Source organism: Streptomyces sp. NPDC091682, from assembly GCF_044756625.1.
Taxonomy (GTDB): Bacteria; Actinomycetota; Actinomycetes; order Streptomycetales; family Streptomycetaceae; genus Streptomyces.
In genome coordinates this window covers 105,121-130,110 of the sequence record NZ_JBIVTH010000001.1, presented here as the reverse complement: position 1 = coordinate 130,110, position 24,990 = coordinate 105,121, and the positions used below count along the sequence as shown (strand labels likewise).

Here is a 24,990-nt window from a genome sequence, read left to right as displayed (position 1 = left end):
TACCTCCCCGGAGGAGCGGCCGGAGGCCGTCGCGGGCGAGCTGACCCGCTTCCTCGGCCGACCGGGCCGCCTCGTACGCTCGACGCCATGGACGCACTCATCAACGCCTTCGTCGGCCTGCACATCATCGGGATAGCCGCGCTCCTCGGCGGTTTCCTGACCCAGATGAAGGCGATGAGCGCGGGCACCGCCCGTTTCACGCCCGCCATGCTGCACGGCGCGCTCACCATGCTCGTCACCGGCGTGCTCCTGGTCGGCTTCAACCAGATGGCCGGGGACCCCGTCAACAACATCAAGGTCGGCGTGAAGCTGGCCGTCCTCTTCGTGATCCTCTGCCTCGTCTACGTCAAGCGCGACGAGGAGCACGTGGACAAGGCCCTGTTCGGCGCGGTCGGCGGGCTGACCGTGATCAACATCTTCATCGCCGTTCTCTGGCACTGACCCACGCCGGAACGATCCATTCCGGTCCTCTGCAGCCAGCTCCGGTCGGATCGGGCCACTTGCGGTCATCTCGTCATCCGCCCGTTACCTGCGGGTCTAGCGTCCTCCTCCAGGCACCGACAGAGGAAGGACGTGAGGCCCTGGTGGCCAGTCATCGAAAGCCCAGGCAGCGCCCGCTCTCCGGCGGCCCGGTTCGGACGACCGCCGCCACCCTCGCCCTCGCGGGCGCTGCCACCGCCACCGCCTTCGAAGGCGCCGCCCAGGCCGACCCCCGGCCCACCCTCGCCCAGGTCACGTCGGAGGTGGACCGGCTCTACGAGGAGGCCGAGGCGGCGACCGAGCGGTACAACGGGGCGAAGGAACGGGCGGACGAGGCCGAACGCACACTGACCGGACTGCGCGAGGAGACCGCCCGCAAGACCGACCAGCTCAACACCGCCCGCAGCGCGCTCGGAACGCTCGCCGCCTCCCAGTACCGCAGCGGTTCCCTGGGCACCACCGTCCAGCTCGCGCTGGCGTCCGACCCCCAGGAGTACCTCTCCCAGGCCGCCTTCATCTCCCGCGCCGGGGACCGCAACGCCGCCGGGATCACCACCGTGCGCCGCCGGCTCGACGAGGTCGGCAAGCTCCGCGAGCGGGCCACCGGGCACCTCGCCGAACTTCGCACCCGCCAGGACGAACTCGCCGCCCACAAGGCGGAGGCCGAGGAGAAGCTGACCGCCGCCAAGAACCTGCTGGCCCGACTCACCGCCGAGGAACGGGCCGCCTACGAAGCCCAGTCGTCCGGCGGGCCGACCGCCGCTCCCGCAGCCTCCGTCCCCGTTCCGTCGCGGGGCGGCACGCTCCCGCCCCCGTCCGACGGTTCGCGCGCGGCCCGCGCCGTGGCCTTCGCGCACGGGGCGATCGGCAAGCCGTACGTCTGGGGCGCGACGGGCCCGGGGTCCTTCGACTGCTCCGGCCTGACCCAGGCGGCCTGGCGCTCGGCCGGGGTCTCCCTGCCCCGCACCACCTACACCCAGATCAACGCCGGCCGGCGCGTGTCCCGCGACCAGCTGGCCCCCGGCGACCTGGTGTTCTTCTACTCCGGGGTCACCCACGTCGGCCTCTACGTCGGCAACGGCCAGATGATCCACGCCCCGCGCCCCGGATCAACGGTCCGGCTCGCGCCGATCGACTCGATGCCCTGGGCCGGCGCCTCCCGCCCCGCGTGACCCCGGCCCGGAAGGGCCCGCTCATCCCCGGGCGCAGTGGCCGCAGGTGCCGCGCCGACGGAAGTAGTAGGCGAGGGTCGCGGCGCCCAGCGCGACGCCCCACGGCACCCACAGCATCGCGGGGTAGTTGGTCCCCCAGCCGAAGGGCTGGTCCCCGCCCCGGATCATCTGGAGGCCGCCGGGTACGAGCACCACGGACACCAGCAGGGCCGGGACGATCGCGGTGGCGAGGGCGACCGGCCGGCCCGCCTTGAACGGCACCCACCGCGGCCAGACCTCGCCCCAGCGCGCGACCAGCCCGTGGGTCAGCACGCCGCCGACGGTCGACGCGATCGCGAGGCCCAGCCCGATCCCGAGCATGCCCGGGGTGTCCTGCATGTCCTGCATGAACGCGTCGGTAATGCCCAACGGGTAGCCGAAGAACCAGGCCACCCGGGTCACGTCGTACGGGATGCTCGACAGCACGGCGACAGTTACGGCCCTGCGCCCCCAACGGGCCGCCGACTCCGGCGCGGTCCAGGCCGCGGCCCGTCCGCCGCGCCCGCAGTGCACGCACAGTCCGCGGGTGCGCCGCTGGTGGGCCAGCACGGCCAGGGTCCAGAGCACCCCGCCCAGGAACAGGACCAGCAGGTTGTCCCGGTGCCAGTAGAGGATGTCGCCGACGCCGTCCTGCGGGCCGGGCACCCCGGTGAAGGCGAACACCACCAGGAGCGGCGCGAAGGCGACCACGGCGATCAGCGTGTAGTCCTGCAGCACCACCGTGAGCGCGAGGGCCTGCGCCCAGCCGAAGCCGAGCAGGAACCGCCGGGCGGCGCTGCCGCTCGCCGGGCGGCGTGCCATGAGCACCCCGCAGACCGCCCCCGCGAGGCCGAGCGCGGCAATGATCGGGCTCACGACGGCGGCCGGGCTCGGTTCGAGGATCGATCCGGTCGAGCGGTCCTCGGGAACCGGCCCGAACGGGTAACCGGCGCCGCCCAAGGCCCAGTACAGCCCGGCCAGTCCGTAGGCGAGGGACCACGCGGCCGCCGCGTACGGGGCCCAGCGGGGCCAACCCGACCACCACCGGCGGCGCACCGCCGCCTTGACCTGCTCGTTCCTGCAGTTCACCGCATGTGCCATGACCCTGGTCCCCCTTGGATTTCGTCCTGGGACCAGACTCCCGGCCAGCGGGGGCCGGGCACATCGGCCGACCGGCAGAGATCGGCGGCGGGATCCGCGGGGCCGTCCGCCGATCGGCGGACGCAGGGCCGGGCGCGGGCTACGGGGCCTTGACCACGCCGCTCAGCCAGCCGAAGGTCTGCGGCAGCTGCTTGGACCACGATTCGAGGTTGTGCCCGCCGACGACCTTCTCCGCGTGCACCACGGTCGGGCTCTTGGCGATCGCCTTGAGGTCCGTACCGGACAGGTAGCCGTCCTGCTCGGCCCCCGACATCCACAGCGACACCGCGGGCGGGGTGGGCGCGGCCTGGAGCCAGTTCTTCAGGTTGTGCGTCTTGCGCAGTTCGGGGTCCTTGGCGACCAGCGACGAGGGCTCCTGCCCCGGGTCGTTGTAGCCGGAGAGGGAAACGGCGGCGCTGTAGCGGTCGGGGTGGGCGATCGCGAGCTTGGCGGCGCAGTAGGCGCCGGCCGAGTAGCCGGCCACGCCCCAGGTGCGGGCCTCGTCCGAGGCCCGGAAGTTGTCGACGACCATCTTGCGGACGTCGACGCTGAACCAGCTGTCCGCGTTGACCTTGCCGGGGATGTTGGCGCAGCCGGTGTCGCCGTTGCCGAGCAGCATGGCGCGCGGCGAGACCAGGATGAACGGCTGCACCTTGCCGCTCTTCATCAGCGGCTCCAGCACCTCGTGCGCCTTGAGCCCCTGGAACCAGGACTTCCCCGTGCCCGGTATGCCCGGTATCAGCTCGATCACCGGGAACTTCTTGTCCTTGTAGGCCGGGTCGTCGTACTGCGGCGGCAGCCACACCATGACATCGCCCTTGACCCCGGAGATCTTGCCGTCGAGCTCGGTCTTCTGAACCCGCCCGCCGACCCCGTCCACCGGCTGGAACTGCTGCTTGACCTTCGGCGCCTCTTCGACCTTCTTGCCGCCGAGACCGTCCGGGCCGAGGTCGGGGGCGGCCGTGACGTACTTGCCGGTGCCTAGCAGGTCGCTCCAGGAGGCATAGAAGTGCTCGGCCCGGTTCACCGCGACGAACACCACGGCAACGGCTGTGACCTGGGCGAACACCACCATCAGGGCGCGCAGAATGGTGCGGACGGCGGCCGGGCCGCGCACCTTGCTCCACACGGCCAGCGGAAGGACGACGGCGATCACCGTCAGGGCGATCACCGTCGCGAAGAAGGGTGTACCGGTCAAGCTCATCACGCCACCCTAGAGGGCGATGTGCGCGCTCCCGGTTGCCAGGTCGGCCTGCGGCGTGGGTCACACCGCAGGTCAGACCTCTGCCCGGGGCTCAGACCAGGCGGCGGGCCGTCGCCCAGCGGGTCAGCTCGTGCCGGTTGGAGAGCTGGAGCTTGCGCAGGACGGCCGAGACGTGCGACTCGACCGTCTTCACCGAGATGAAGAGCTGTTTGGCGATCTCCTTGTACGCGTACCCGCGCGCGATCAGCCGCAGCACCTCGCGCTCGCGCTGCGTGAGCCGGTCCAGGTCCTCGTCGACCGGCGGCGCATCCGTCGAGGCGAACGCGTCGAGCACGAAGCCCGCCAGCCGCGGCGAGAACACCGCGTCCCCGTCCTGGACCCGGAAGACCGAGTCCACCAGGTCGGTGCCGGTGATGGTCTTGGTGACGTACCCGCGCGCACCGCCCCGGATGACCCCGATGACGTCCTCGGCCGCGTCCGACACCGACAGCGCCAGGAACCGCACGGGGTTCACGGCCGCCGCCATCAGCGGGGCGCAGCGCCGCAGCACCTCGACGCCGCCGCCGCCGGGCAGGTGCACGTCGAGCAGGACCACCTCGGGCCGGGTGGCGGTGATGACGGTGACGGCCTGGTCGACGTCGGCCGCCTCGCCGACGACCTCGACGCCCGTCCGGTCGGTCTCGCCGATCTCGGCCTGCACCCCCGTACGGAACATCCGGTGGTCGTCGACGAGCACCACCCGGACGCGCCTGGTCTCCCCCACGCCTGCGTTCTCCCCGGCCTCGGTCATCCTGTGTTCGCCGCCCTCTCCATCTCCAGCTCGACTTCCGTGCCGCCGTCGGGCGCGGACCGCAGCCGTGCGGTCCCGCCGTTGCGCTGCATCCGGCCGATGATCGATTCTCGTACGCCCATGCGGTCGCCGGGTACCGCGTCGATGTCGAAGCCCGGTCCGCGGTCCCGTACGGACACGAACACGGTCTGCCCCTCCACCTCCGCGTACACCTGTACGGGCCCGCCCTCGCCACCGTACTTGGCGGCGTTGACCATCGCCTCGCGCGCGGCCTGGATCTGTGCCGCGAGCCGCTCGTCGAGCGGGCAGTCACCGACGACCACGACCTCGATGGGGACGCCGTGGTGGTCCTCCACCTCGGCGGCGGTCTTCTTCACGGCCTCCGCGAGGGTGGCCGGCTCCTGCGCCTCGTCCTTGCCGGTGCCCTCGGGCTTGTACAGCCAGTTCCGCAGTTCGCGTTCCTGCGCCCGCGCGAGGCGGCGCACCTCGGAGACGTCCTCCGCGTTGCGCTGGATCAGGGTCAGGGTGTGCAGCACCGAGTCGTGCACGTGGGCGGCGACCTCGGCGCGCTCCTGGGCGCGGATGCGCATCAGGCGTTCCTCCGACAGGTCCTGGGTCATCCGGATCAGCCAGGGTCCGGCGAGCAGGGCCACGCCGACGAGGACGGCGAGGGTGGCGGTGAGAACGTTGCCGAGCTGTGCGGCGGAGCCCCGTACGACGATGAAGACGGTCAGGCCCATCCCGACCAGGACGACGCCGGCGAGGGCCCGCGCGACCTGGAAGAGGCGTCCGCGCCGTTCGGCGGCCGTGGACCAGTGGGCGCGGCGGGCGTTGTCGGCCTGCCGCCACACGAGCACCACCCCGGCCCCGACCAGCAGCGTCGGCCACACGTACCGGCCGGACGCGCCGCCGAGCTGGACCTTGGAGATGAAGATGCCGGCACCGATGAACAGGGCGATCAGCGCGGTGATCTGCCCCCGGTCGGGCTTGCGCACCCGACGCGTGCCGTCGGGGAAGGTCTCGAAGAAGGAGCGGTGTCCGGTCCGGCCGCCGACGCCGAGCGGTACGAAGACCCAGAACGCGGCGTACAGCAGCACGCCCAGCCCGTCGCCCCACATGAACAGCAGGAGGAACGCCAGGCGGACCCAGCCCACCGGAAGCCCGAGGTGCCCGGCGAGACCGCGCGCGACACCGCCGAGCATCCGACCGTCGGCGCTGCGGTAGAGCTTGCGCTGCGGCACCTCGTCGGCGTCCGGTGCGTGCGGGGTTCGGGGAGCGGCGGCTACGGGCATGTCACCAAGGGTCACACGCCCGGCGGGGGCCGGTCATCAGGGCATCCCCCCACTTGTACCGGGGGGATATCAGGGTTGCACCAGGGTAGGGCCCGGTGCCGTCCGCTCCTGCGGCCCGTCACCATGGACCCATGACCGAAGTACACGACGCCCCGCCGGCCGGGTCCGGGGCCCCGCGGGCCGCCGACGGCAGGCCGCTCCTGCGCCGCAGCAAGCGCGACAAGGTCCTCGCGGGCGTGTGCGGCGGCCTCGGCCGGTACTTCGACCTGGACCCGGTGGTCTTCCGCATCGTCCTCGGTGTCCTCGCGGTCACCGGCGGCGTCGGTCTGATCTTCTACGGCTTCGCGTGGCTGCTGCTCCCCCTGGAGGGCGAGGAGGACAGCGAGGCGAAGAAGCTGCTGACCGGCCGGGTCGAGGGGGCCACGCTGGCAGCGGTGTTCGCCGCGCTGGTGGGCTGCGCGCTGTTCCTGTCGATGCTGGACAACGGCGGGCTGGCGGCCTTCTCGGTGCTGGTCGTCCTGGCGCTGGGCGGGGCCTCGTACTGGTCGCAGCGCAAGCGGCACACCGGCGGGCCCGAGGCGCAGGCGCCCGAGGCGGTCGGCAGCGTCCCCCGGGCCGCGCACTCGCCCGCCCCGCCGGAGACGAAGGCTCCGCCCGTCCCCGGCGGACCGTCCTGGTGGCGGGACCCGCTGGTCAAGGACGGCACGACCGGTCCGGTCGGCGGGACGGGGTACCTGTGGGGGCCCGACGACTCGGCGGACCCGGTGGTACCCGGCCGCACCCCGGCGGCCGCGAAGGCGCCCGCCGCCCCGACCCGTCCGCGCAGCGGCATCGGCGGCATCGGCGGCCGGGTCTTCGTGCTGGCGCTGCTCGCCGGGGTCGCGGGGACCGCCGCCACCTGGGAGGGCAATCCGCTCGGCGAGGCCCTGCAGACCGGGCTCGCCGCCGCGCTGGTCGTCTTCGGTCTGGGCCTCGCGGTCAGCTCCCTGCTGGGACGCACGGGCTTCGGCACGGTCGTACTGGCCGTGTGCACCGCGGGCCTGCTCGCGGGCGCGGCCGTCCTGCCACGGGAGATCAGCACGGACTGGCGCGAGGTCGAATGGCGTCCGGCCGCGGTGGCCGACGTGAAGCCCGTGTACGAAGCGGGCACCGGGCTCGCCACGCTGGACCTGAGCCGCCTGGACGTGCCGAAGGGCACCAAGGTGGCCGTCGAGGCGTCCATCGAAGCTGGCCGGCTCAAGGTGGTCCTGCCCAGGGAGGTCACCGCGCTGGCCGACGTCACCGTCCGGCGGGCGGGCGACATCCAACTGCCCGGCGACTACGCGGGCCGCATCGAGCGGGCCGGGCCCGGGGAGCAGAACCGTACGGAAACCCTCGAGCCGGCTCCCGGCACCGAGGCCGGCGGGACGATCGAACTGCACCTCGGTGCGGACTTCGGACAGGTGGAGGTGGCCCGTGCGGCGTCATGAGTTCCAGCCGGGACGGCTGATCGCGGGACTGGTCCTGGTGGTGGCGGGCGTGCTCTACCTGCTCGACGGCACCGGCGAGGCGGACCTGCCCTGGTTCGCGGTCGTCCCGATCACCATGGGCGGGCTCGCCCTCGCCGCGCTCGTCGGGCTGGTGACCTACGCCGTACGCCGGGACAGGCGCGACCGGATCACCGAGTCCAGCGACAGGTAGGGCGCCCCGGCGAGGATCAGCGGGGTCCACGCCATCAGGTAGATCAGGTCGTTGCCGTAGTAGTACGGGGTCACCGCCCACGACACCGTGAGCCACAGGCTGAGCGCGATCAGCGCCCCGCCGACGGCCGCGATGCGGGTCAGCAGGCCGGCCAGGGCCCCGAGGCCGACCAGGATCTCCCCGATGGCCAGGGCGACGGCGAAGCCGACGGGCGAGTTCAGCGACAGGTCCACGAGGCCGGGGATCGCGGAGGTGTCGCGCACCCCGCGCATCTGGTCGCCGATGGAGCCGTCGCCGGAGGCGGAGAGGAACGCCGGGTCGGTCAGTTTGTCGAGACCGGCGTACACGAAGGTCACGCCGAGGAAGAGCCGCAGGGGCAGCAGCGCGTGCCGGGAGGCCAGCTCGCGCAGGCCCACGACCTCGCGAGGGGCGTCGGTTTCAAGAACATCGGTTCGGTTCACGCGACATGTGTACCCCGATCACTCGGCAACATCGATGGTGCAGCGGTTGGATTCCACCCCCGCGGCCGTGACCACCTGGATCTCGACGCGCCCCGGCTCCACCTCCGCCGGGACCGGCACGGTCAGCACGGAGTCGGAAGGATTGGTGAATCCGCCCGCCACCGGGACCAGCGGCACGTGCACGTGCACCGCCCCGATCCGTACCACCAGACGGGCCAGCATCTCCGGCGTCTGCGCCCCGGGCGGCACGAAACCCACGCCCCGGATCTCGATGTCGTCCCCCGGGCGGACGGCCGCGTCCAGATCCCCGGGCTCGCGTCTGCGCACCACCGACAGCACCAGTGGGCGGCTGCCCTCCGCGTACTTCGCCGCCAGGTACACGGCGGCCGACAGGGCCACCAGCAGGGCCAGCGCCCAGGGCAGCTGCGGCAGCCGGGCGGGGAAGCGCGCCAGCGAGGCCGTCGCGTAGGCGAGCACCACCGTCGAGACCAGGACGTACTGCGCGTCCGGGAAGCTCCCGCGGCCCGCGTCGTCCGTCAGGAGGTCCGCCCCGCGCGGTCGGTCGGCCGGCAGCTTCTGCAGCCGCTGGCCCATGATCCGTACGGAGACCACGCGGCGGACCAGCACCGCGACGGCCGAGGTCAGCGAGACCACCGCCAGCAGCGGCAGCGCCCGGTCCAGCGCGAGGCCGGCGTACAGCGCCTGCCGTTCGGGTCCGGGCGCCGAGGCGGCCAGCCGCAGCGCGGGCAGCAGCGTGGCGAAGGCCGTCAGCACCACCCAGGCGGTGGGCACCGCCTTCGAGGTGGACAGCCGGTTGTCCTCCCCGACCAGCGGGGCCAGCAGCCCGCCGCGCACGGACTGGGCGCGGGCCGCGACCGTGAGCAGTCCGGCCAGCACCAGGGCCGCCAGCAGCCCGGCGGTGCGCGCCGTGGACCAGCCGGTGCCGAGCGCGGCGGCGACCTGCACCAGCAGCAGGACCCCGGCGGCGATCCAGATGGCGAGGACGGCCCGCCGCGAGAACAGGTACAGCCAGGAGTTCCCGGCCTCCCGGCCCCGGTCGGCGACGGTGCGGGCCGACAGGGTCAGCTCGTCGGAGACCCACTGGCGGGAGGCGCCGAGCGAATGGGCCACGGCGGCCGGCACGCCCTGCCCGGAGGCGAACTCGTCGCGCTTCTCCAGGAACGCCGTCACCGCGCGGCGGTGGCCCTCGCGGGCGCACTCGTCGCAGGCGCAGGCGGTGGTGTGGGTACCTCGGGACATCTCTTGGACAGCCACGTACGTGCCGCCTCTCTGAACTACGGTGCAATGCCAGCGAATTGTGCACCACTGCGGCAGTGCTCCGGATTGCGCACGATGTCAGAGCAGGTGATTAACGGTTCATGATGTTGACGCCACCAGCTCTCTGAGCGGCTGGTAGCTCACCCACGCGGCCAGATCGGACCCGAACCGCTCGCGGGTCGAGGTCGCGGCGCGGTGGTCGATGGGCACCGGCTTGCCGGCGGCCCGGGCGATCAGCTGCACCTGTGCGGCCCGTTCCGCCTCGATGAACCACCAGACCGCGGCGTCCACCGAGTCCCCCACCGTCAGCAGTCCCCGGTTGCGCAGGACCAGTGCCTTGTACGGGCCGAGTGCGAGCGCGGTCCGCTCCGGCTCGTCCGCCCCGGAGTACTCGTCGAGGAGCGCGTGGTCCTCGTAGAAGGCGCAGGCCTCCTCGGTGATCGGGGCCAGCAGTTCGCCCAGGGCCGCGAGGGCCCGCCCGTACGGGCCCTGCGCGCGGACCACGGCGACCACCTCGGGCCGCCTGCGGTGAACCGCGGCGTGCACGGCGAAGGCCAGCTGGTTGACCCGGTGCCCGCCCCGGACCACCCGCCCGTCCCCGTCGACCAGCAGCAGGTCGGCGGCGGTGAGCGCGGTGAAGGCCCGGCCGAAGGGGTTCACCCAGTAGCAGTCCTCGAACTCCGGGTCCCGCGCGGTGATCTGCCCCGCCACCCCGTCCCCGTACCCGAGGCGCCCCAGCAGCCGCAGCGCCTCGGCGAGCCGCTCCTTGCGGTGGGCGCGCGCCGCGTCGACGGTGTCGTGCACGGGCGGCATCTCGAAGCCCAGCCGCTCCACGGGCACGGGTAGGGGCTGGTCCGGCATGGGCGCTCCTTCGAACGGCTCGGTTCGCCGCGCAAGGTACCCGGGGCCCTGCCAAGTGGCCAGAGGAACGGCGAAGCCGCCGCACCAGCGGGGGCGGCGGCTTCAGCAGGGTGCGCGACCCTGGGGGCGCGCGGCGTGTGGGGATCTAAAAGGACTACTCCCACTCGGTGACTCCTCCCCCTCGCGCACACACGAGGGGGCTTCTCACTTGGGGTCGAAACCCCTCATCACGGCCAAGCCCTGACCGCTGCCGAAGCAGGATCGAAGCGTACTACGCCGCGTCACGGCTGCGGCGTCATTCCCACTCGATGGTGCCCGGGGGCTTGCTCGTGCAGTCGAGGACCACCCGGTTCACCTCCGGCACCTCGTTGGTGATGCGGGTCGAGATCCGGGCGAGCACCTCGTACGGCATGCGCGTCCAGTCCGCGGTCATCGCGTCCTCGGAGGAGACGGGGCGCAGCACGATCGGGTGGCCGTAGGTGCGGCCGTCGCCCTGGACGCCGACGCTGCGGACGTCCGCGAGCAGCACGACCGGGCACTGCCAGATCTCACGGTCCAGGCCGGCCGCGGTCAGCTCGTGACGGGCGATGGCGTCGGCCTCGCGGAGCAGGTCCAGGCGCTCCTTGGTGACCTCGCCGACGATGCGGATGCCGAGGCCGGGGCCCGGGAAGGGCTGGCGCTGGACGATCTCGTCGGGCAGGCCGAGCTCCTGGCCGACCATCCGGACCTCGTCCTTGAACAGCTGGCGCAGCGGCTCGACGAGCTCGAACTCGATGTCGTCGGGAAGCCCGCCCACGTTGTGGTGGGACTTGATGTTGGCGGTGCCGGTGCCGCCGCCGGACTCGACGACGTCCGGGTACAGGGTGCCCTGCACGAGGAAGGCGACCGCGGGGCCGTCCTCCTGGAGGATCTCCAGCTGGGCCTGCTCGAAGACGCGGATGAACTCGCGGCCGATGATCTTGCGCTTGGTCTCCGGGTCGGACACGCCGGCGAGCGCGGTCAGGAAGCGCTCCTGCGCGTCGACGACCTTCAGCTGCACGCCGGTGGCGGCGACGAAGTCCTTCTCGACCTGCTCGGTCTCGCCCTTGCGCATCAGGCCGTGGTCGACGTAGACGCAGGTCAGCTGCGAGCCGATGGCCTTCTGCACGAGGGCCGCGGCGACGGCGGAGTCCACGCCGCCGGAGAGGCCGCAGATGGCGCGCTTGTCGCCGACCTGCTCGCGGATCGCCGCGATCTGCTCCTCGACGATGTTGCCGGTGGTCCAGGTGGGGGCGAGGCCCGCGCCGCGGTAGAGGAAGTGCTCGAGGATCTGCTGGCCGTGCGTGGAGTGCATCACCTCGGGGTGGTACTGCACGCCGTACAGCTTCTTCTCGTCGTTCTCGAAGGCCGCTACGGGGACGACGTTCGTCGACGCGGTGACGGTGAAGCCCTCGGGGGCGGCGGAGCAGGCGTCGCCGTGGGACATCCACACCGACTGGTTGTCGGGGGTGCCCTCGAAGAGGGTGGAGCCCGGCTTGGAGACGGCCAGCGGGGTGCGGCCGTACTCGCGGGCGCCGGTGTTGTCGACGGTGCCACCGAGGGTGACCGCCATCAGCTGGAAGCCGTAGCACATGCCGAAGACGGGGACGCCGGCCTCGAAGATCGCGCGGTCGAGCTGCGGGGCGCCCTCCTCGTACACGGAGGACGGGCCGCCGGAGAGGATGATCGCCTTGGGGTTCTTGGCCAGCATCTCGTCGACCGGCATCGAGCTCGGCACGATCTCGCTGTAGACCCGTGCTTCGCGGACGCGGCGGGCGATGAGCTGGGCGTACTGGGCGCCGAAGTCGACGACGAGAACCGTGTCCGGGGCGCTGTCGTGGGCGGCGGAGGGTGCTTCTGGCACGGGGCGGCCTTCCGGCGGAAGAGGTGGCTGTTTTGTCGATTCTAACGGGGGACGCCACCCCCTCTTCGTCTCACCATCCGAATCCCGGCACCCCCACTGCCTGACGTGCCCGGCTGATCACACGCTGTGCGTCCGCCCCGAAGGCGGCGGATTCACGAAGGGCCTGCCAGACCCGGAGGTGGGTGGCGACGCCGTCGGTGTCGTCCAGCCAGAGCTCTGCGTGCCAGGTTTCCACGACCACCTGCCGGTCGTCGTAGATCCAGAATCCGAGTCCTGGGGGGATCTGCAGGGGTGCTCCAAGGGGAACGATCCCCAGTTCCACGGTGTCGAGGCCGATCACGCCTTGCAGGCGGTCGAGCTGGGCGGCGAGTACCGAGGGCGGACAGATCCGAGCGTGCAGGACCGCTTCCCACAACAGGATCCGGTAGCGCTTTCCGGCGTCGTACAGTCCCTCTTGCCGCTTCATCCGGGAAAGCACGGCTTCTTCTATGTCCCTGGTCGTCTGGTGCAGCTCCGCGAAGCGGCTGAGGACCGCACGCGCGTAGTCGGGCGTCTGAAGCACTCCGACGACCCAGGACGATTCCCACGCGCGGAGCACACGCGCGTCCGCCTGCGCCTGGTTGTGCACATCCTGTACGGGCCGAAGTCCCCCGGCCAGCTGGCGGCGCCATGAACGGACACGGGACTCCAGTCCGCGCAGCCGGGACAGCAGCTCCTCCGCCGCTTCCGGTTGCTCGACTCCTGCCGCCCACGCCCTCAGGTCTTCGGCCGTGGCTGTCTGCCGGCCCGTCTCCAGCTTGCTGACCTTCGACTGCGTCCAGCCGAGGCGCGCCGCCAGCGCCGTACCGGTGAGCCGGCTCCCGGGGCAGGCCTGACGCAGCTCCCGCAGCCTTACGCCGAGGGCCGCTCTCGCCTGCTGGTAGTCGGTACTCACCGGTTGCCCACGCTCACTGCCGTTCGGCTGCCGCCAGTCCTGCGGCGAACGTCTCGTACGAAACGGCGTAATGCCAGGCCGTGTCCCGCACCTGGGCATAGCGGTTGACCTCAACCGGCTCAGTGATCAACTCAACGTCGAGCAGGTCGTCACCGTCGTCGAAATTCAGCACGGCGACGAGCCGGGAATCGAAGATCCGGAAATCCTCGGTCGGCAGCCGCAGCCGCTCGGCATCTGCACGCCACAGGTTGCGGATCTCCTCCCCGAGCGCGGCGTTCTTCTCGGTGTGGGCCATGAGGTAGCGCTGCCCCGAAGTCGGTTGGCTGTCGACAACGCGTACGCGACCAACGGTGGCCCCGCCCGATGTCTTCTGCCGCATGATCGTGCTCCACGCAGTTTCCATGTCCCATGACGGACTCTCGCCCCGCAGGAACTGGGCGTACGTGTCGGTGGCTTCGTCCGAGGCGTACCGACGGCGCGTCTCCAGCCGCCACGCGGTGTGCTCAAAGTTCTCGAACAGACTCCCGAAGGAATCCAGGTCGATGATGCGGGGCACGCGGACGACCTCCTTGGGGCCGAAGTCGACGAGCAGTTCACGCGGAACCACGATCGCCGCCTCACCTGGGGAGAGGTGGCGCAGCTGGGCGACGTCATCGGGATCGGTGAGCGGCGGTCCGTGGACTACGACCTCTCCGCTGTCGAGATCTTCGTGCACGGCGGGACAGCCGCCTTCACCGCTGCCCGTACCGTTGAAGCGCAACCTGCGTGCCATCGGTCCTGCCCCTTCGCCGCGCCAGCTCCGGCTTCAAAGGATGTCGGCTGCCACACAGGAATGTCGATGCATGGCCAAGCCCGGCAGAGGAATAATCGAGAATAGTCTCGCGTGGCCCCAACCGACTGTCTCTAGGGTGCCGTTCATGGCATCTCTGACCACCATGAGCCCGCCTGTGCACCTGTCACTTCCATCAGAGGCTCCGAGACCGGCCGCAGGCTGCGACGTGTGCGCAGCACTGGCGAACCAGCGCTCGGAGGCCCACCGGCGGAGTGACCGCTCGGCGGTATCGGACTACAACGTGGAGATCGTCGCTCACCGTGGGCGCAGCCGATGCTGAGCCCGCGAGTGAAGCTCCGGTTCGTCGCCCACACCATTCGGCACGCGCCTGAAGGCGGCGTCACCTACGAGGTCTTCTGCACGGCGTACCGCTGCGGGGCGGAGTCCGGGCCGCAGGACGAGCAAGGAGCAGCGCAGGACTGGGCGCTGCGGCACACAGGGGGGACCGGCCACCACCTCTTCCGGCGCGTGTACACGGACCACGCGCGCGTCACGCGCGCCTCTGAACCGTCTCACCATCCGAACGCGATTGGTCCGGAAGGAGACGGAAGGTAGTGTTCGCGCCATGCGCAAGCAGCTGAGCTTCGTCTTTACCTATGGCACCGGTCGGTCCGGTCGCCATGGGTCCTCGTGATGCTCGCTTGAGCCACTGACTTCCCAGAGCGCCCCGGTCCGACAGGACCGGGGCGCTCTGGCGTTTCCGCTCCTGTCGGCACACACCTTCAGGAGAGACCATGACCACGATCACCACCACCCCCGAGCAGCTGATCGCCGACTCCCGTACGCGCATCGACGCCCTCGACGACCGGATCATCGGCCTGATCCAGGAACGGATGGCCGTCTCGACGGTCATCCAGGACGCCCGGATCGCGTCCGGCGGGCGCCGGGTGCACCTGTCGCGCGAGATGGAGGTGCTGTCCCACTGGAGCGATGCGCTCGGAAAGCCCGGCACCGCCCTCGCCATGACCCTGCTGGAGCTGTGCCGGGGACGCGTGTGACGGCTGTTCGTCACCCGTCCGGGCCGTGACCGGCCCCGGGGCCCTTCGTTGGTGAGGGTGTCCGCGTCAGCCAGCCGCGGAACCGCAACACCATGCGTGGATCCGCTGGAGCGATGAGACGCACGCCCCGTGGAGCGTACGTCGTGGGACCTCGCTCCTTCGCGTGACCGGACGGCAGGGGACAGCAGCCCGGTCACCCCGTAGAGGACGGCCGGCCCGGGGGACGCCCCGGGCCGGCCGTTCTGCGTCGTCGCGCGTTACGCGTGCCCGCCCGCCTTGCGGCGGAACGCCAGGAACAGCCCGCCGCCGACGGCCAGGAGCACCGCGCCGCCGAGCGCGATCGTCCGGGCGGAGCTGCCGGTGGAGGCGAGGCCGCCGTTCGCCGTGACGCCCGTACCGGTGGCCGAGGTGCTCGGCGAGGCGGTCGCGGTGGGCGTCGCGGAGCCGGTCGGGGCCGGCGTGGCCGAGGTGGTGGCGGTCGGGGTCGGGGCCGGTCCGCTGCCCTTCGCATTGATCACGAAGGCCGCCTTGTTGTTGGCGTGGTTCGGGTCCCAACGCTGGCCCGTGGTGCCCTCCGGCGTCCATGCGCCGACCGTGATCGAGCCCCTGGCGTCCGCCACGACCTTCTCGATCTTCAGCTGGAACGGGTAGGCGAACGTCTCCTTCTCCCCCACGACATGGCCGGTGGAACAGAAGTAGCGCGGCGCGCCCAGGGTCTGCTCGCGGTGGGTGCCGTCGGCGTTGACCCCCGTGCAGCCGGCCGGGACCTTGGTGACCTTCGCGCCCGCCGGGATGACGATGTCGGTACGGGCGACGTCCTCGCCGGAGCGCAGGTGGGCGACCCACGCGGGGCCGTCGTTGCGGAAGCCGAAGTCGGCGGTGACCGTCTCGCCGACCCCGCCCTTGAGGGACACGCCCGTGGCCACCAGATCGGCGGTGTTGCGCGTCGTGAAGTCGAACTCCCGGATGTTGTTCCAGGGGTCGAGGTCGGGCGCCGGCTGGGCGGAGCGGGCCGCGGCCTTGGGGGCCTGCTTCGCCGCCGCCAGCTTGTGGCCGGCCGCGGGCGCGCGGTTCTTCGCCGCCTTCGACTGGTCGCCGGCCGCGGGCGCGCCGCCCTTCGCCGACTTCGGCTGGTCGCCGGCCGCGTACACCGCGTAGGTCAGGCCGTCGATGAAGGCGTGCGGGGCGGCCTTGAGGGTCAGCGGGCCGTCGACGCCGTAGACCGCGTCCGGCTCGTACTCGCCTTCCAGCAGGCACTGCACCGTGGTCCAGCCCGTGGTCCGCGGCTGGCCCGCGCGGGTGTCGTCGGAGTAGGAGCAGTTGTCGTACTGCTCGACCAGATCGATGCCGTGCGTGGTGCGCATTTCGAGGACCACGCCGTTGACGGGGTCGGTGCCCTCGTTGGCGAAGATGATCGACAGGTTCTGCTCGTCGCCCGGCTTCTGCTCCGCCTTCAGCGGGGCCCGGTCCAGAACCAGGTCGGGGCCGCCGACGCGCACCTTGGTCGTGGCGGACGTGAAGGTGGCGCCTTCCGCCGTGCCGGTGAGCGTCAGGTCGGCGGTCGCGCCGACCTTGCTGTCCTTGGCCGCGGTGAGGTCCAGGTCCACGACGGTGGTCTCGCCCGTCCACAGCGCCCAGCGCTTGCAGGTCACGGCCGCGGCCGTGAGCTTGCAGTCCGCGCCCTTGTCCTTGGCGAGCTGCACGTCGGCGACGCCCTTGAGACCGCTCAGATCGATCGTGAAGGTGCTCTGGCGGTCGAACGTCTTGGCGGAGTCGTTGACGATCCGGAACTTCACCGAGGTCTTCTGCGGCTCACCGCCCTGCCCGGGGTACGGGCGCAGACCGATCCCGGCCGGTCCGGCCAGGGTGAAGACGGGGTCCGCGGCGTGTGCGGGAGCGGTGGCCGGCCCCAGGGCCACGAGGGCACCGGCAGCCAGCAACGAGATGCGCTTTCTCATGCAGCCGTTGACCGTCGAACATCAGTCGCAGTTGCACACTTCATCGTGTGATCGACACCACAGCCCGGCACGGCGGATTCCGATACAACCATCAAGGCTGAACATCTGTCACGTATGTACCGCGGTGGGTACCGCGCTCGGAGGGGGAGCGCGGTACCCACCGCTGTCGCAGCACCGGTTGCGCGTCCCTCACGGGCTGCGTGGCGGAACCTCCGGGACCGCCACGAACGGCAGCCGCAGCGCGCCGAAGGCATCCTTCGGGACCGCCGGACGGACCGGCTCCACCGCGTCCAGGCGCGCATACGCGGCCCCCTGCTCGGGCCGCGGGTCCCGATCGCCGTTGTTCGGCCAGTACGACATCGCCCGTTCCGCCTGCGCGGTGATCGTCAGCGACGGGTTCACCCCGAGGTTCGCGGAGACGGCCGAGCCGTCCACCACCGAGATGCCCGGGTGCCCGTAGAGCCGGTGGTACGGGTCCACCACGCCCTCTTCGGGCGAGGCGCCGATCGGGCAGCCGCCCAGGAAGTGCGCGGTCAGCGGGGTCCCCATCAGCTCGCCGATGTTGCTGCCCGGGAAGCCGTTGATCTCCTCGGCCAGCAGGGTCGCGGCCTGCGTGGCCTCGGCGATCTGGACCGGGTTGGGGGCACCGTGGCCCTGGCGGGCGGTCAGCAGGCCCTTCCCGATCCCACCGGGCTTGCGGTACGTGGTCAGCGAGTTGTCCAACGACTGCATGACGAGGCCGATGATGGTCCGCTCCGACCAGCGCCGGTTGGACAGCGAACGCGCCAGCTGCACCGGGTGGCGCACGGTCCGGCCGAGCCAGGCACGGACCCGGTGCTTGCTGTGGGGCACTTGGAGGACGGTCATGAACCCCATGGCGTTGGAGCCCCTGCCGTAGCGGACGGGCTCGATGTGGGTGTCGGCGTTGGGGTGGACCGAGGAGGTGATCGCCACGCCCCGGGTGAAGTCGGCCCGGCGGTCGCCCCCGTGCCGCTTGCGGTAGCGGCGGTCGTCGGTCTGCGCGCCGACCAGGCCCTCGGAGTTGGTCCGGGTCAGCTCCCCGAGCCGGTGCGAGAGGCGCGGGAGCTCGCCGCGGTCCTTCATCGTGTGCAGCAGGGTCTGCGTGCCGTACGTACCCGCCGCGACGACGACGTACCGGGCGCGCAGCACCTTCGCCCGACCCCGGCGGCGGCCGTCGGTGGGGACGGTGCGGACGCGGTAGCCGCCCCCGGGGTGGTCGGAGAGCGCGGTGACGGTGGTCATCGGGTGGATGACGGCGCCGGCGCGTTCGGCGAGGTGCAGGTAGTTCTCGTTGAGGGTGTTCTTCGCGCCGTGCCGGCAGCCGGTCATGCACTCGCCGCATTCCGTACAGGCCTTGCGGGCGGGGCCGGCGCCGCCGAAGTACGGGTCGGGCACCTCGTCCCCGGGCCGGACCTTCGGCTGGGCATCGCCGTCGTCGCCGTCGCCGAAGAAGACGCCGACCGGGGCCATGTGGAAGGAGTCCGCGACGCCCATCTTCGCCGCGGCCGCCTTGAGGTGGACGTCGGAGGGGGTCATGGTCGGGTTGAGGCGCACCCCGAGCATCCGCTTGGCCTGCTCGTAGTAGGGGGCGAGCTCCTCGTGCCAGTCGGTGATGGAGGCCCACTGCCGGTCCTCGAAGAAGGCGGTGGGCGGCACGTACAGCGTGTTGGCGTAGTTGAGCGAGCCGCCGCCGACACCGGCGCCCGCGAGCACCATCACGTTGCCGAGCAGATGGATCCGCTGGATGCCGTACAGCCCGAGGACCGGGGCCCACAGGTAGTTGCGCAGGTCCCAGCTGTTCTTCGGCAGGCTCTCGCGGGTGAAACGGCGCCCGGCCTCCAGGACGCCGACCCGGTAGCCCTTCTCGGTCAGGCGCAGCGCCGAGACCGATCCGCCGAATCCCGATCCGATGACGATGACGTCGTAGTCGTACGACTCAGACTCAGACTCAGACACGGTGCTGCCCCTTCAGCGGAGTCGGAGGGCCTTCATGACCTTGAGGCTGCGGGTCATGAACGCCGCGTACTTCTCGTCGTCCATGCCCAGCGAGGGCGCCATCGGGAGCAGCCGCTGGTGGGCGACGGTCTGGGCCTCGGTGTACTTGAGGATGCCCTCGGAGCCGTGCCGGCGGCCGAGGCCGGAGTCCTTCATGCCGCCCATGGGTGCCTGGGCGCTGCCGTAGGCGGGGGCGTAGCCCTCGTTGATGTTGACGGTGCCGGTGCGCAGCCGGGCGGCGACGGCGTGGCCGCGGCGGGCGTCCTTGGTCCAGACGCTGGAGTTCAGGCCGTACGCGGTGGCGTTGGCCTCGGCGATCGCCCGGTCCTCGTCGGTGAAGCGGTAGATCGAGACGACGGGGCCGAAGGTCTCCTCGCCGCACACCGCCATGGGGGCCTCGACGCCGTCGAGGATGGTGGGCTCGTAGAAGAGCGGGCCGATGTCGGGGCGGGCGGTACCACCGGCGACGAGGGTGGCGCCCTTGGCCACGGCTTCGTCCACGTGCCGCCGTACGGTCTCCAGCTGGCGCTCGCCGACCAGGGAGCCCATGTCGGCGCCGTAGGCGAGCGAGGCGCCGAGCCGCATGGCCTTCGTACGGGCGGCGAACCGCTCGACGAAGGCGTCGGCGACGGAGGCGTGGACGTAGAGCCGCTCGATGGAGATGCAGAGCTGTCCGGCGGAGGAGAAGCAGGCGCGGACGGCGCCCGCGGCGGCCTTCTCGATGTCGGCGTCGTGCAGCACGAGCATGGCGTTCTTGCCGCCGAGTTCGAGGGAGACCCCGACGAGGCGGTCGGCCGCGCCCCGCGCGACCTCGCGGCCGGTGCGGGTGGAACCGGTGAAGGAGACGTAGTCCGCGTGCCGGACCACTTCCGGGCCGACGACGGGGCCCTCGCCGAGGACGATCTGGAAGACCTCGGCGGGCAGGCCGGCCTCGATCAGCAGGTCGCGGGCCCACAGGGCGGTCAGCGCGGTCTCGGTGTCGGGCTTCATGACGAGCGCGTTGCCGGAGACGAAGGCGGGCAGGGCGTCGCCGACGGACAGTTCGAGCGGGTAGTTCCAGGGGGCGATCTGGCCGACGACCCCGCGCGGCTGGCGCAGCTCGGTGACCTTGGTGAGGGTGGGCATGGCGCCGGTGTGGCCCTTGGGGCGCAGGTAGCCGGGGGCCTTGCGCCCGTAGTGGCGGGCCGAGACGGCGACCGCCTGGACCTCCTCGTGCGCGTGCAGGCGGGCCTTGCCGGTCTCCAGCTGGATCAGGTCGAGGACCTCGGCCTGCCGGTCGAGGATCAGGTCGTGGAAGCGCAGCAGGACCGCTGCCCGCTTGGCGACGGGGACCGCCGCCCAGGCGGGCTGGGCGGCGCGGGCCCGGTCGAAGGCCTCGGCCACGTCCTCGGGGGTGGCCTCCGGGAGCTCCGCCAGCCGGTCCCCGGTGAAGGGAGTGTGGTTGGCGGTGCGGCCCGATCCGATCACCCCGCGGGTCAGCCGGGCGACCAGGTCGGGGGTCACCACGTCGGCGGCGGTGCGGGCACCGGCCGGGGCCGGGGCGACCGGGTTGGTGGGCTTCGGTGCGGTCCGGAGGGGGGCGGCGGGGGCCTGCGAGTCCGTCATGCCGGTGAGCGTATTGCGCCGGACAGCCTTTGGGTACCCGCCGGTAACCGGATTTTGCCTTTTCCGCCAGTGAACGCTGGCAGGATGGCGGGGTCGGGGTCGATCAGGACTTCCCGGCGGGTGGCTCCCAACCGCTGAGCACAACGTCGAACTGCTGCTCGGTCGTGGGCCAACTGTCGATCGGGCTCGAGATGTAGATGGCGTACTCCGTGCCGTCGGGGGCCACGTACATCTGCTCCTTGGCCCTGCGCGGGCCCGGGTGGTTCTGCTTCTCCGTCCAGGTGAAGTCCCAGAGCGCGGCCCGGGTGCTGTCCCGGAAGGTGTTCTGGTTCAACCGCACCATCTTGTAGTCGGTCCGCTTCGCGACCTGCTTCTCCAGGTCGAGGAGGTGCGCGTACGGGTCCTGGTAGTCAGGGGTGGAATCGGCGGCGATCCGGATGAAGTGCTTCCCGTCGTCCGGGGTGTAGTCGATCTGGTCGCCGTTCGCCTTGCGCGTCCAGCCCTCCGGAACGAACAGGGTGAAACCGGCGATGGGGTCGGTGACCTTGTTCCAGCCCGCCGGGGGGCCCGCCGCGGTGACCGCCTTGTCCGGGACGTCGTCCTTGCCCGTGTCCCCGGTGTACTTGAGCACCCCGAACACACCGCCGCCGCCGAGCAGCGCCGCCACCAGGGCCACGACCACGGCCCGCCCCCGCCAGCCCCCGGCCGGGTCGACGGTGGTCGCGGTGGAGGCGGCTGCTGTGGCGGTGGCCGTGGCCGCGGGCACCGGGGGCTCCTCCAGAGCGGCCGTCGCCCCGGATTCCGCCGACACAACCGGCACATCGAACCGTTCCTGCGCCGGGGCCAGCTCCTCCGGGGTCACCGCACGCGTGGGCACGTACGCCTGCGCCGCCTTCGGCTCGCGGCCCTCCATCGCCTCCAGCAGCATCCGCTCGGCCTCCTCGGCCGAGGGACGCTCCGTCGGATCCTTGCGCAGCAAGGACGTGATCACCGGACCGAGCGCCCCGGCCTGGCGCAACGCCGGCGGCTCGTCGTTGACCACGGCCTGCAGGCTGGAGATGGGCGACGTGCGGCGGAACGGCGAACGGGCCTCCACCGCCGTATAGAGGGTGGCGCCCAGCGACCACAGGTCGGAGGACGGGTCGGGAACGCCACCGGTGACGCGCTCGGGCGCCAGGTAGTCGATGGAACCGACGATCTCGCCGGTGCGCGTGATGGACGAGTCGCCCTCGATCGCGGCGATCCCGAAGTCCGTGAGCAGCACCCGGCCGTCCTTGGCGAGCAGCACGTTGCCCGGCTTCACGTCGCGGTGCAGCACCCCGACCGCGTGCGCGGCGCGCAGCGCGCCCAGCACGTGCAGGCCGATCCGGGCCGCCTCGCGGGGCTCGATCCGCCCGGCCGCCTTGGCCGCGTCCGCGAGGGAGGGCCCGTCGATGTACTCCATGACGATCCACGGCCGGTCGTCGTGCTCCAGGACGTCGTGGACGGTGACGACCGCCGGATGCTGGATCCGGGCCGCGGCCCGGGCCTCCTTCTGCGTCCGGGCGTGCATGACGTCCCGGTCGGCCTGGGCGACGTACAGACCCGCCGTCAGTTCCTTGACGGCGACGGTCCTGTGGAGCAGCTCATCATGCGCACGCCACACCTTGCCCATGCCGCCCCGGCCGATCGGCTCGACGAGCCGGTACCGGCCCGCCAACACGGCGCCCCCACCTGTCTGCTGTTCCACGAAACCCCGCCGCTCTCTGCACTTCAGGCCAGATTACGGAGCCCGGAGGGGCTGCCGGAACCGCCCGGGCGCCGAAAGACGGCACTGTGACGCAATCGCCGTACTGATCAGTCGTCAGTATCCCTTCAACCGCCCGCCTTGTAACTCGCCGTGGCCTTCTCGAAGACATCGGTGACCTTGGACTGCTCGTCCTCCGGACCGGTGACCAGGACGACGTGGTAGCTACCGCCCAGCGCCACGACGAAGTTGCGGGCGAAGACGTTGCGGCCGGTCCCGTCGATCCACGTGTACCGCCCCGTCGCGCGCAGTTGCTGGCCCACCTTGGTGCTCTTCACGTCGCCGACGGTCGACCAGGTCGACGTCCGGTACGGGGTCAGCTCCGGCTCCTTGTCCTTCTGGTACGCCGCCGGATCCGGATTCCCCTGGACCTTGTCGCGGCCGGGGACGACCGTCAGCACGAACTGCCCGTCGGTGTACCGGACCTGACCGGACTCATTGATTCCGCGACGTTCCCACCCGTCGGGCACGGCGATCTCGAAGTGCTCCGGGTCCTGTTGGGTGGTGTAACCGGCCGGGGCGGAAGCCGGGGCGGCCGGTGATTCGGCGGGCGCCGTCGTCTGCGGAGCGGGCTTGGACTCGGGCTTGCCCGAAGGGACCTGGGAGGGGCTCGGCTTCGCCGGCGCCTGCGCGGTGCTGCCCCGGGCGTCGCCCGCGGGCTCCTGGTCGGCGGCCCGGGGCAGGAACAGCATCGCGTACGCCACCCCGCCGGCGAGGAGGGCAAGGATCCCGACGAGCAGGCTCCGGCCGAGGGCGCGCGGCTTGCGGGGGCCCGCGGGGTTGCGGTGGCGCCCGTGGACCTCACCGCGGCGGCGTACGACGGGCAGCCGCGCCGGGTCCGGCTCCGGTAGCGGAAGCGCCCCGAACCCGGCGTCCGGCTCGGGCGCCGACCGTACGAGCGAGCGCAGCCAGCCGCGGAGCTCCTCGAAGTCGGGCCGCTCGGTGGGGTCCTGGCGCAGCAGCGACTCCACGATCGGGCGCAGTGCCCCGCACTCCTCGGCGAAGGCGGGCGGCTCCGCGCAGACCATCTCGACCAGCTCGGCGACGCTGTCCTCCGGGTACGGGGCGTGCCCCTGCACCGCGCGGTAGAGCAGCGCGCCGAGCGCCCAGAGGTCGGTGGCGGGGCCGACGGGGGCCGCGAGCTGCCAGTGCCCGTGCACGGGGCCGGCCTGCTCGGGCGCCCACCGCTCGGTGACGGCACCGACGACGGCCATCCGGGTCTGCCGCGCGCGCTCGGCGTCCAGGCCGGTCCGCGGCCCCGACCAGCCGCTGCCGGTGGGCTGTGACCGGTCGGGGGCGGCCGGGGCGGGTGCATCGGCCTGCCGGTAGCCCTGGGGCAGGGCGAGTTGGGCGGGCAGGGCGGGGCGCTCGGGGTGTTCCTGCGGTGCCCGCTCCGGATCCGGATCGGGATCGGGATCGGGATCGGGCAGCGGTACGGGATCGGGCAGGGGCTCGGGCTCAGGATCGGGTGCGGGCTCCGGTTCCGGCTCCGGGGCGGCCGCTGCGGGCAGCTCCGCCCGGCGGGGGGTCGCACCGTGCCAGGGCGCGACGGCGCCGGTCTCCGGGCCGCCGTACGGGTACGAGTACCCCTGCGGGAGGGTCGACCCCTCGGGGCGGCGCTCCGGCGGCGCACCGGCCTCGATCTCGGCCGCCGCCCCGGCCCTGCGCTCCTCGATGACCCGGGCTGCGGCCGCCCGCGCCCCGGCCCGGTAGGCGGCGATGGCCCCGGCCCGCGCGGCGGCCTGCAGGTCGGGGCGGTCCTGTCGACGGCCGGGGGTGATGTGATCGGTGTACCGCGGCCCGGTGTCGTACCCGGGGGCCACGAGCGGCGCGTACGCGACGTCCACCGGACCGGGGGTGGCGGGAGTCGGATCCGGGTCCGGCACCGGATCCGGGGCAGGAAGCCGAGTCGGGGCGGGGGATGGAGCCGGGATCGGAGTCGGAGCCGGCACCGGTGCGGTGGTGTTGGCGGTGGCGGTGGCGGTACCCCACGCCGTTCCTCCGCCGCCGGTGTCCTCGGCGCTCGGGACGGGGTCGTACCCGCACAGGGCCTCTTCCGCCGCGCCGACCGCGAGGCCCGTCAGCACGACGCGCCCGTCCTCGCACACCAACACCGTCCGGACGGTGATGTTCCGGTGCGTCCAACCGTGCGCGTGCAGCACCCGCAGTGCGGTCAGCACGTCCGACGCCACCTCGGCGGCCCGGTAGGGGCTCAGCGGTTCATCGGCAATCAGCGCGGCCAGCGGCCGGGCCGGGACCAATTCGCTCACTATCCACAACGACTCGCCCTCGGCGAACACGTCGAAGACCTGGTCCAGCCGCGGATGGTCCGGGATCGAAGCCGCGGCCTGCGCCGCCTCGATGGCGCGGCGCACGGCCGGCAGATCGGCGGGAGAACGGCGGGCCGCCGGGACGGCCCGCGGACCGTCCAGCAGCTCCGCGTCCACGACCTCCGGCAACGGCACCTGCCGTACGAGGACTTCCTGCCCGCTGCGGGTGTCAAAGGCGCGGGTCTCTATCAGTTCGTACTCGTCGGACGGCGGCACGGGCAGGCGGTAGCGGCCGGCCAGGATCCGGCCCGCGTACTCCTCCACTTCGCCTCC

General features: G+C 72.1%; 20 protein-coding genes. 5 read left to right on the top strand and 15 right to left on the bottom strand.

What is annotated here, in order from left to right:
* Positions 1-87: 87 nt before the first annotated feature.
* The gene (locus ACIQK6_RS00630; RefSeq protein ID WP_329099501.1) at positions 88-441 is read left to right on the top strand and encodes a hypothetical protein; all 354 of its coding nucleotides are present in this window, start codon (positions 88-90) and stop codon (positions 439-441) included.
* Positions 442-584: 143 nt separating this feature from the next.
* Positions 585-1,652, top strand: a complete 1,068-nt coding sequence (locus ACIQK6_RS00625; RefSeq protein ID WP_329099502.1) for an NlpC/P60 family protein — start codon at positions 585-587, stop codon at positions 1,650-1,652.
* A gap of 21 nt (positions 1,653-1,673) precedes the next feature.
* Here ACIQK6_RS00625 and ACIQK6_RS00620 read toward each other — a convergent pair whose 3' ends face one another.
* The 4 genes from ACIQK6_RS00620 to ACIQK6_RS00605 form a co-directional block, all read right to left on the bottom strand.
* Positions 1,674-2,771, bottom strand: coding sequence for an NYN domain-containing protein (locus ACIQK6_RS00620; protein WP_329099503.1), 1,098 nt, complete (start codon positions 2,769-2,771; stop codon positions 1,674-1,676).
* A gap of 139 nt (positions 2,772-2,910) precedes the next feature.
* Positions 2,911-4,014 carry an alpha/beta hydrolase-fold protein gene (locus ACIQK6_RS00615; RefSeq protein WP_329099504.1) on the bottom strand — a complete coding sequence of 368 codons (1,104 nt, stop codon included), beginning with the start codon at positions 4,012-4,014 and terminating at the stop codon, positions 2,911-2,913.
* 91 nt (positions 4,015-4,105) lie between these two features.
* Positions 4,106-4,804 (bottom strand): LuxR C-terminal-related transcriptional regulator, encoded by a 699-nt coding sequence (locus ACIQK6_RS00610; RefSeq protein WP_382510935.1) that lies wholly within the window; start codon positions 4,802-4,804, stop codon positions 4,106-4,108.
* The gene (locus ACIQK6_RS00605; protein WP_329099505.1) at positions 4,801-6,096 is read right to left on the bottom strand and encodes a PspC domain-containing protein; all 1,296 of its coding nucleotides are present in this window, start codon (positions 6,094-6,096) and stop codon (positions 4,801-4,803) included. Before ACIQK6_RS00605 ends, ACIQK6_RS00610 begins: the two co-directional genes overlap by 4 nt.
* Before the next feature lie 131 nt (positions 6,097-6,227).
* On the opposite strand from ACIQK6_RS00605, the gene ACIQK6_RS00600 reads away from it, so the two are divergent.
* Entirely contained in the window at positions 6,228-7,565 is a 1,338-nt protein-coding gene (locus ACIQK6_RS00600; RefSeq protein WP_329099506.1) for a PspC domain-containing protein, read from the top strand.
* The gene (locus ACIQK6_RS00595) at positions 7,552-7,776 is read left to right on the top strand and encodes a hypothetical protein (protein WP_329099507.1); all 225 of its coding nucleotides are present in this window, start codon (positions 7,552-7,554) and stop codon (positions 7,774-7,776) included. The genes ACIQK6_RS00600 and ACIQK6_RS00595 overlap by 14 nt, the downstream gene beginning before the upstream one ends.
* On the opposite strand, the gene ACIQK6_RS00590 is transcribed toward ACIQK6_RS00595, so the two are convergent.
* The 6 genes from ACIQK6_RS00590 to ACIQK6_RS00565 form a co-directional block, all read right to left on the bottom strand.
* Positions 7,722-8,237, bottom strand: coding sequence for a TQO small subunit DoxD (locus ACIQK6_RS00590; RefSeq protein WP_329099508.1), 516 nt, complete (start codon positions 8,235-8,237; stop codon positions 7,722-7,724). The genes ACIQK6_RS00595 and ACIQK6_RS00590 overlap by 55 nt on opposite strands.
* Before the next feature lie 18 nt (positions 8,238-8,255).
* On the bottom strand, positions 8,256-9,512 hold the full coding sequence (locus ACIQK6_RS00585) for a hypothetical protein (protein ID WP_329099509.1): 1,257 nt from the start codon (positions 9,510-9,512) through the stop codon (positions 8,256-8,258).
* Between the two features lie 102 nt (positions 9,513-9,614).
* Entirely contained in the window at positions 9,615-10,376 is a 762-nt protein-coding gene (locus ACIQK6_RS00580; RefSeq protein ID WP_402694051.1) for a class II aldolase/adducin family protein, read from the bottom strand.
* Positions 10,377-10,671: 295 nt separating this feature from the next.
* The gene (guaA, locus tag ACIQK6_RS00575; RefSeq protein WP_329099512.1) at positions 10,672-12,258 is read right to left on the bottom strand and encodes a glutamine-hydrolyzing GMP synthase; all 1,587 of its coding nucleotides are present in this window, start codon (positions 12,256-12,258) and stop codon (positions 10,672-10,674) included.
* A 70-nt stretch (positions 12,259-12,328) separates the two neighbouring features.
* On the bottom strand, positions 12,329-13,192 hold the full coding sequence (locus tag ACIQK6_RS00570) for a helix-turn-helix domain-containing protein (protein WP_402694050.1): 864 nt from the start codon (positions 13,190-13,192) through the stop codon (positions 12,329-12,331).
* 13 nt (positions 13,193-13,205) lie between these two features.
* Positions 13,206-13,964 (bottom strand): DUF6879 family protein, encoded by a 759-nt coding sequence (locus ACIQK6_RS00565; RefSeq protein WP_402694049.1) that lies wholly within the window; start codon positions 13,962-13,964, stop codon positions 13,206-13,208.
* A gap of 794 nt (positions 13,965-14,758) precedes the next feature.
* Here ACIQK6_RS00565 and ACIQK6_RS00560 point away from each other — a divergent pair.
* Entirely contained in the window at positions 14,759-15,022 is a 264-nt protein-coding gene (locus ACIQK6_RS00560) for a chorismate mutase (protein ID WP_030763088.1), read from the top strand.
* Positions 15,023-15,279: 257 nt separating this feature from the next.
* Here the strand turns inward: ACIQK6_RS00560 and ACIQK6_RS00555 are convergent, their stop codons facing one another.
* The 5 genes from ACIQK6_RS00555 to ACIQK6_RS00535 all read right to left on the bottom strand — a co-directional run bounded on the left by ACIQK6_RS00555 (position 15,280) and on the right by ACIQK6_RS00535 (position 24,981).
* Positions 15,280-16,980, bottom strand: coding sequence for an LPXTG cell wall anchor domain-containing protein (locus ACIQK6_RS00555; protein ID WP_402694048.1), 1,701 nt, complete (start codon positions 16,978-16,980; stop codon positions 15,280-15,282).
* 189 nt (positions 16,981-17,169) lie between these two features.
* Positions 17,170-18,957: a GMC oxidoreductase gene (locus ACIQK6_RS00550; RefSeq protein ID WP_402694047.1), complete on the bottom strand. Its 1,788-nt coding sequence runs from the start codon at positions 18,955-18,957 to the stop codon at positions 17,170-17,172.
* Between the two features lie 12 nt (positions 18,958-18,969).
* Positions 18,970-20,601, bottom strand: coding sequence for a succinic semialdehyde dehydrogenase (locus ACIQK6_RS00545; RefSeq protein WP_402694046.1), 1,632 nt, complete (start codon positions 20,599-20,601; stop codon positions 18,970-18,972).
* A gap of 103 nt (positions 20,602-20,704) precedes the next feature.
* The gene (locus tag ACIQK6_RS00540; protein ID WP_329099520.1) at positions 20,705-22,330 is read right to left on the bottom strand and encodes a serine/threonine-protein kinase; all 1,626 of its coding nucleotides are present in this window, start codon (positions 22,328-22,330) and stop codon (positions 20,705-20,707) included.
* 125 nt (positions 22,331-22,455) lie between these two features.
* Positions 22,456-24,981 carry a protein kinase gene (locus ACIQK6_RS00535; protein WP_402694045.1) on the bottom strand — a complete coding sequence of 842 codons (2,526 nt, stop codon included), beginning with the start codon at positions 24,979-24,981 and terminating at the stop codon, positions 22,456-22,458.
* Positions 24,982-24,990: the final 9 nt, after the last annotated feature.

What these genes read in the sequence shown, in the direction of transcription:
- ACIQK6_RS00615 (WP_329099504.1), bottom strand. Translation starts at nt 4,014, where the DNA reads ATGAGCTTGACCGGTACACCCTTCTTCGCGACGGTGATCGCCCTGACG.
- ACIQK6_RS00605 (WP_329099505.1), bottom strand. Translation starts at nt 6,096, where the DNA reads ATGCCCGTAGCCGCCGCTCCCCGAACCCCGCACGCACCGGACGCCGAC.
- ACIQK6_RS00555 (WP_402694048.1), bottom strand. Translation starts at nt 16,980, where the DNA reads ATGAGAAAGCGCATCTCGTTGCTGGCTGCCGGTGCCCTCGTGGCCCTG.
- ACIQK6_RS00545 (WP_402694046.1), bottom strand. Translation starts at nt 20,601, where the DNA reads ATGACGGACTCGCAGGCCCCCGCCGCCCCCCTCCGGACCGCACCGAAG.
- ACIQK6_RS00620 (WP_329099503.1), bottom strand. Translation starts at nt 2,771, where the DNA reads ATGGCACATGCGGTGAACTGCAGGAACGAGCAGGTCAAGGCGGCGGTG.
- ACIQK6_RS00610 (WP_382510935.1), bottom strand. Translation starts at nt 4,804, where the DNA reads ATGACCGAGGCCGGGGAGAACGCAGGCGTGGGGGAGACCAGGCGCGTC.
- ACIQK6_RS00630 (WP_329099501.1), top strand. Translation starts at nt 88, where the DNA reads ATGGACGCACTCATCAACGCCTTCGTCGGCCTGCACATCATCGGGATA.
- ACIQK6_RS00565 (WP_402694049.1), bottom strand. Translation starts at nt 13,964, where the DNA reads ATGGCACGCAGGTTGCGCTTCAACGGTACGGGCAGCGGTGAAGGCGGC.
- ACIQK6_RS00580 (WP_402694051.1), bottom strand. Translation starts at nt 10,376, where the DNA reads ATGCCGGACCAGCCCCTACCCGTGCCCGTGGAGCGGCTGGGCTTCGAG.
- ACIQK6_RS00560 (WP_030763088.1), top strand. Translation starts at nt 14,759, where the DNA reads ATGACCACGATCACCACCACCCCCGAGCAGCTGATCGCCGACTCCCGT.
- ACIQK6_RS00600 (WP_329099506.1), top strand. Translation starts at nt 6,228, where the DNA reads ATGACCGAAGTACACGACGCCCCGCCGGCCGGGTCCGGGGCCCCGCGG.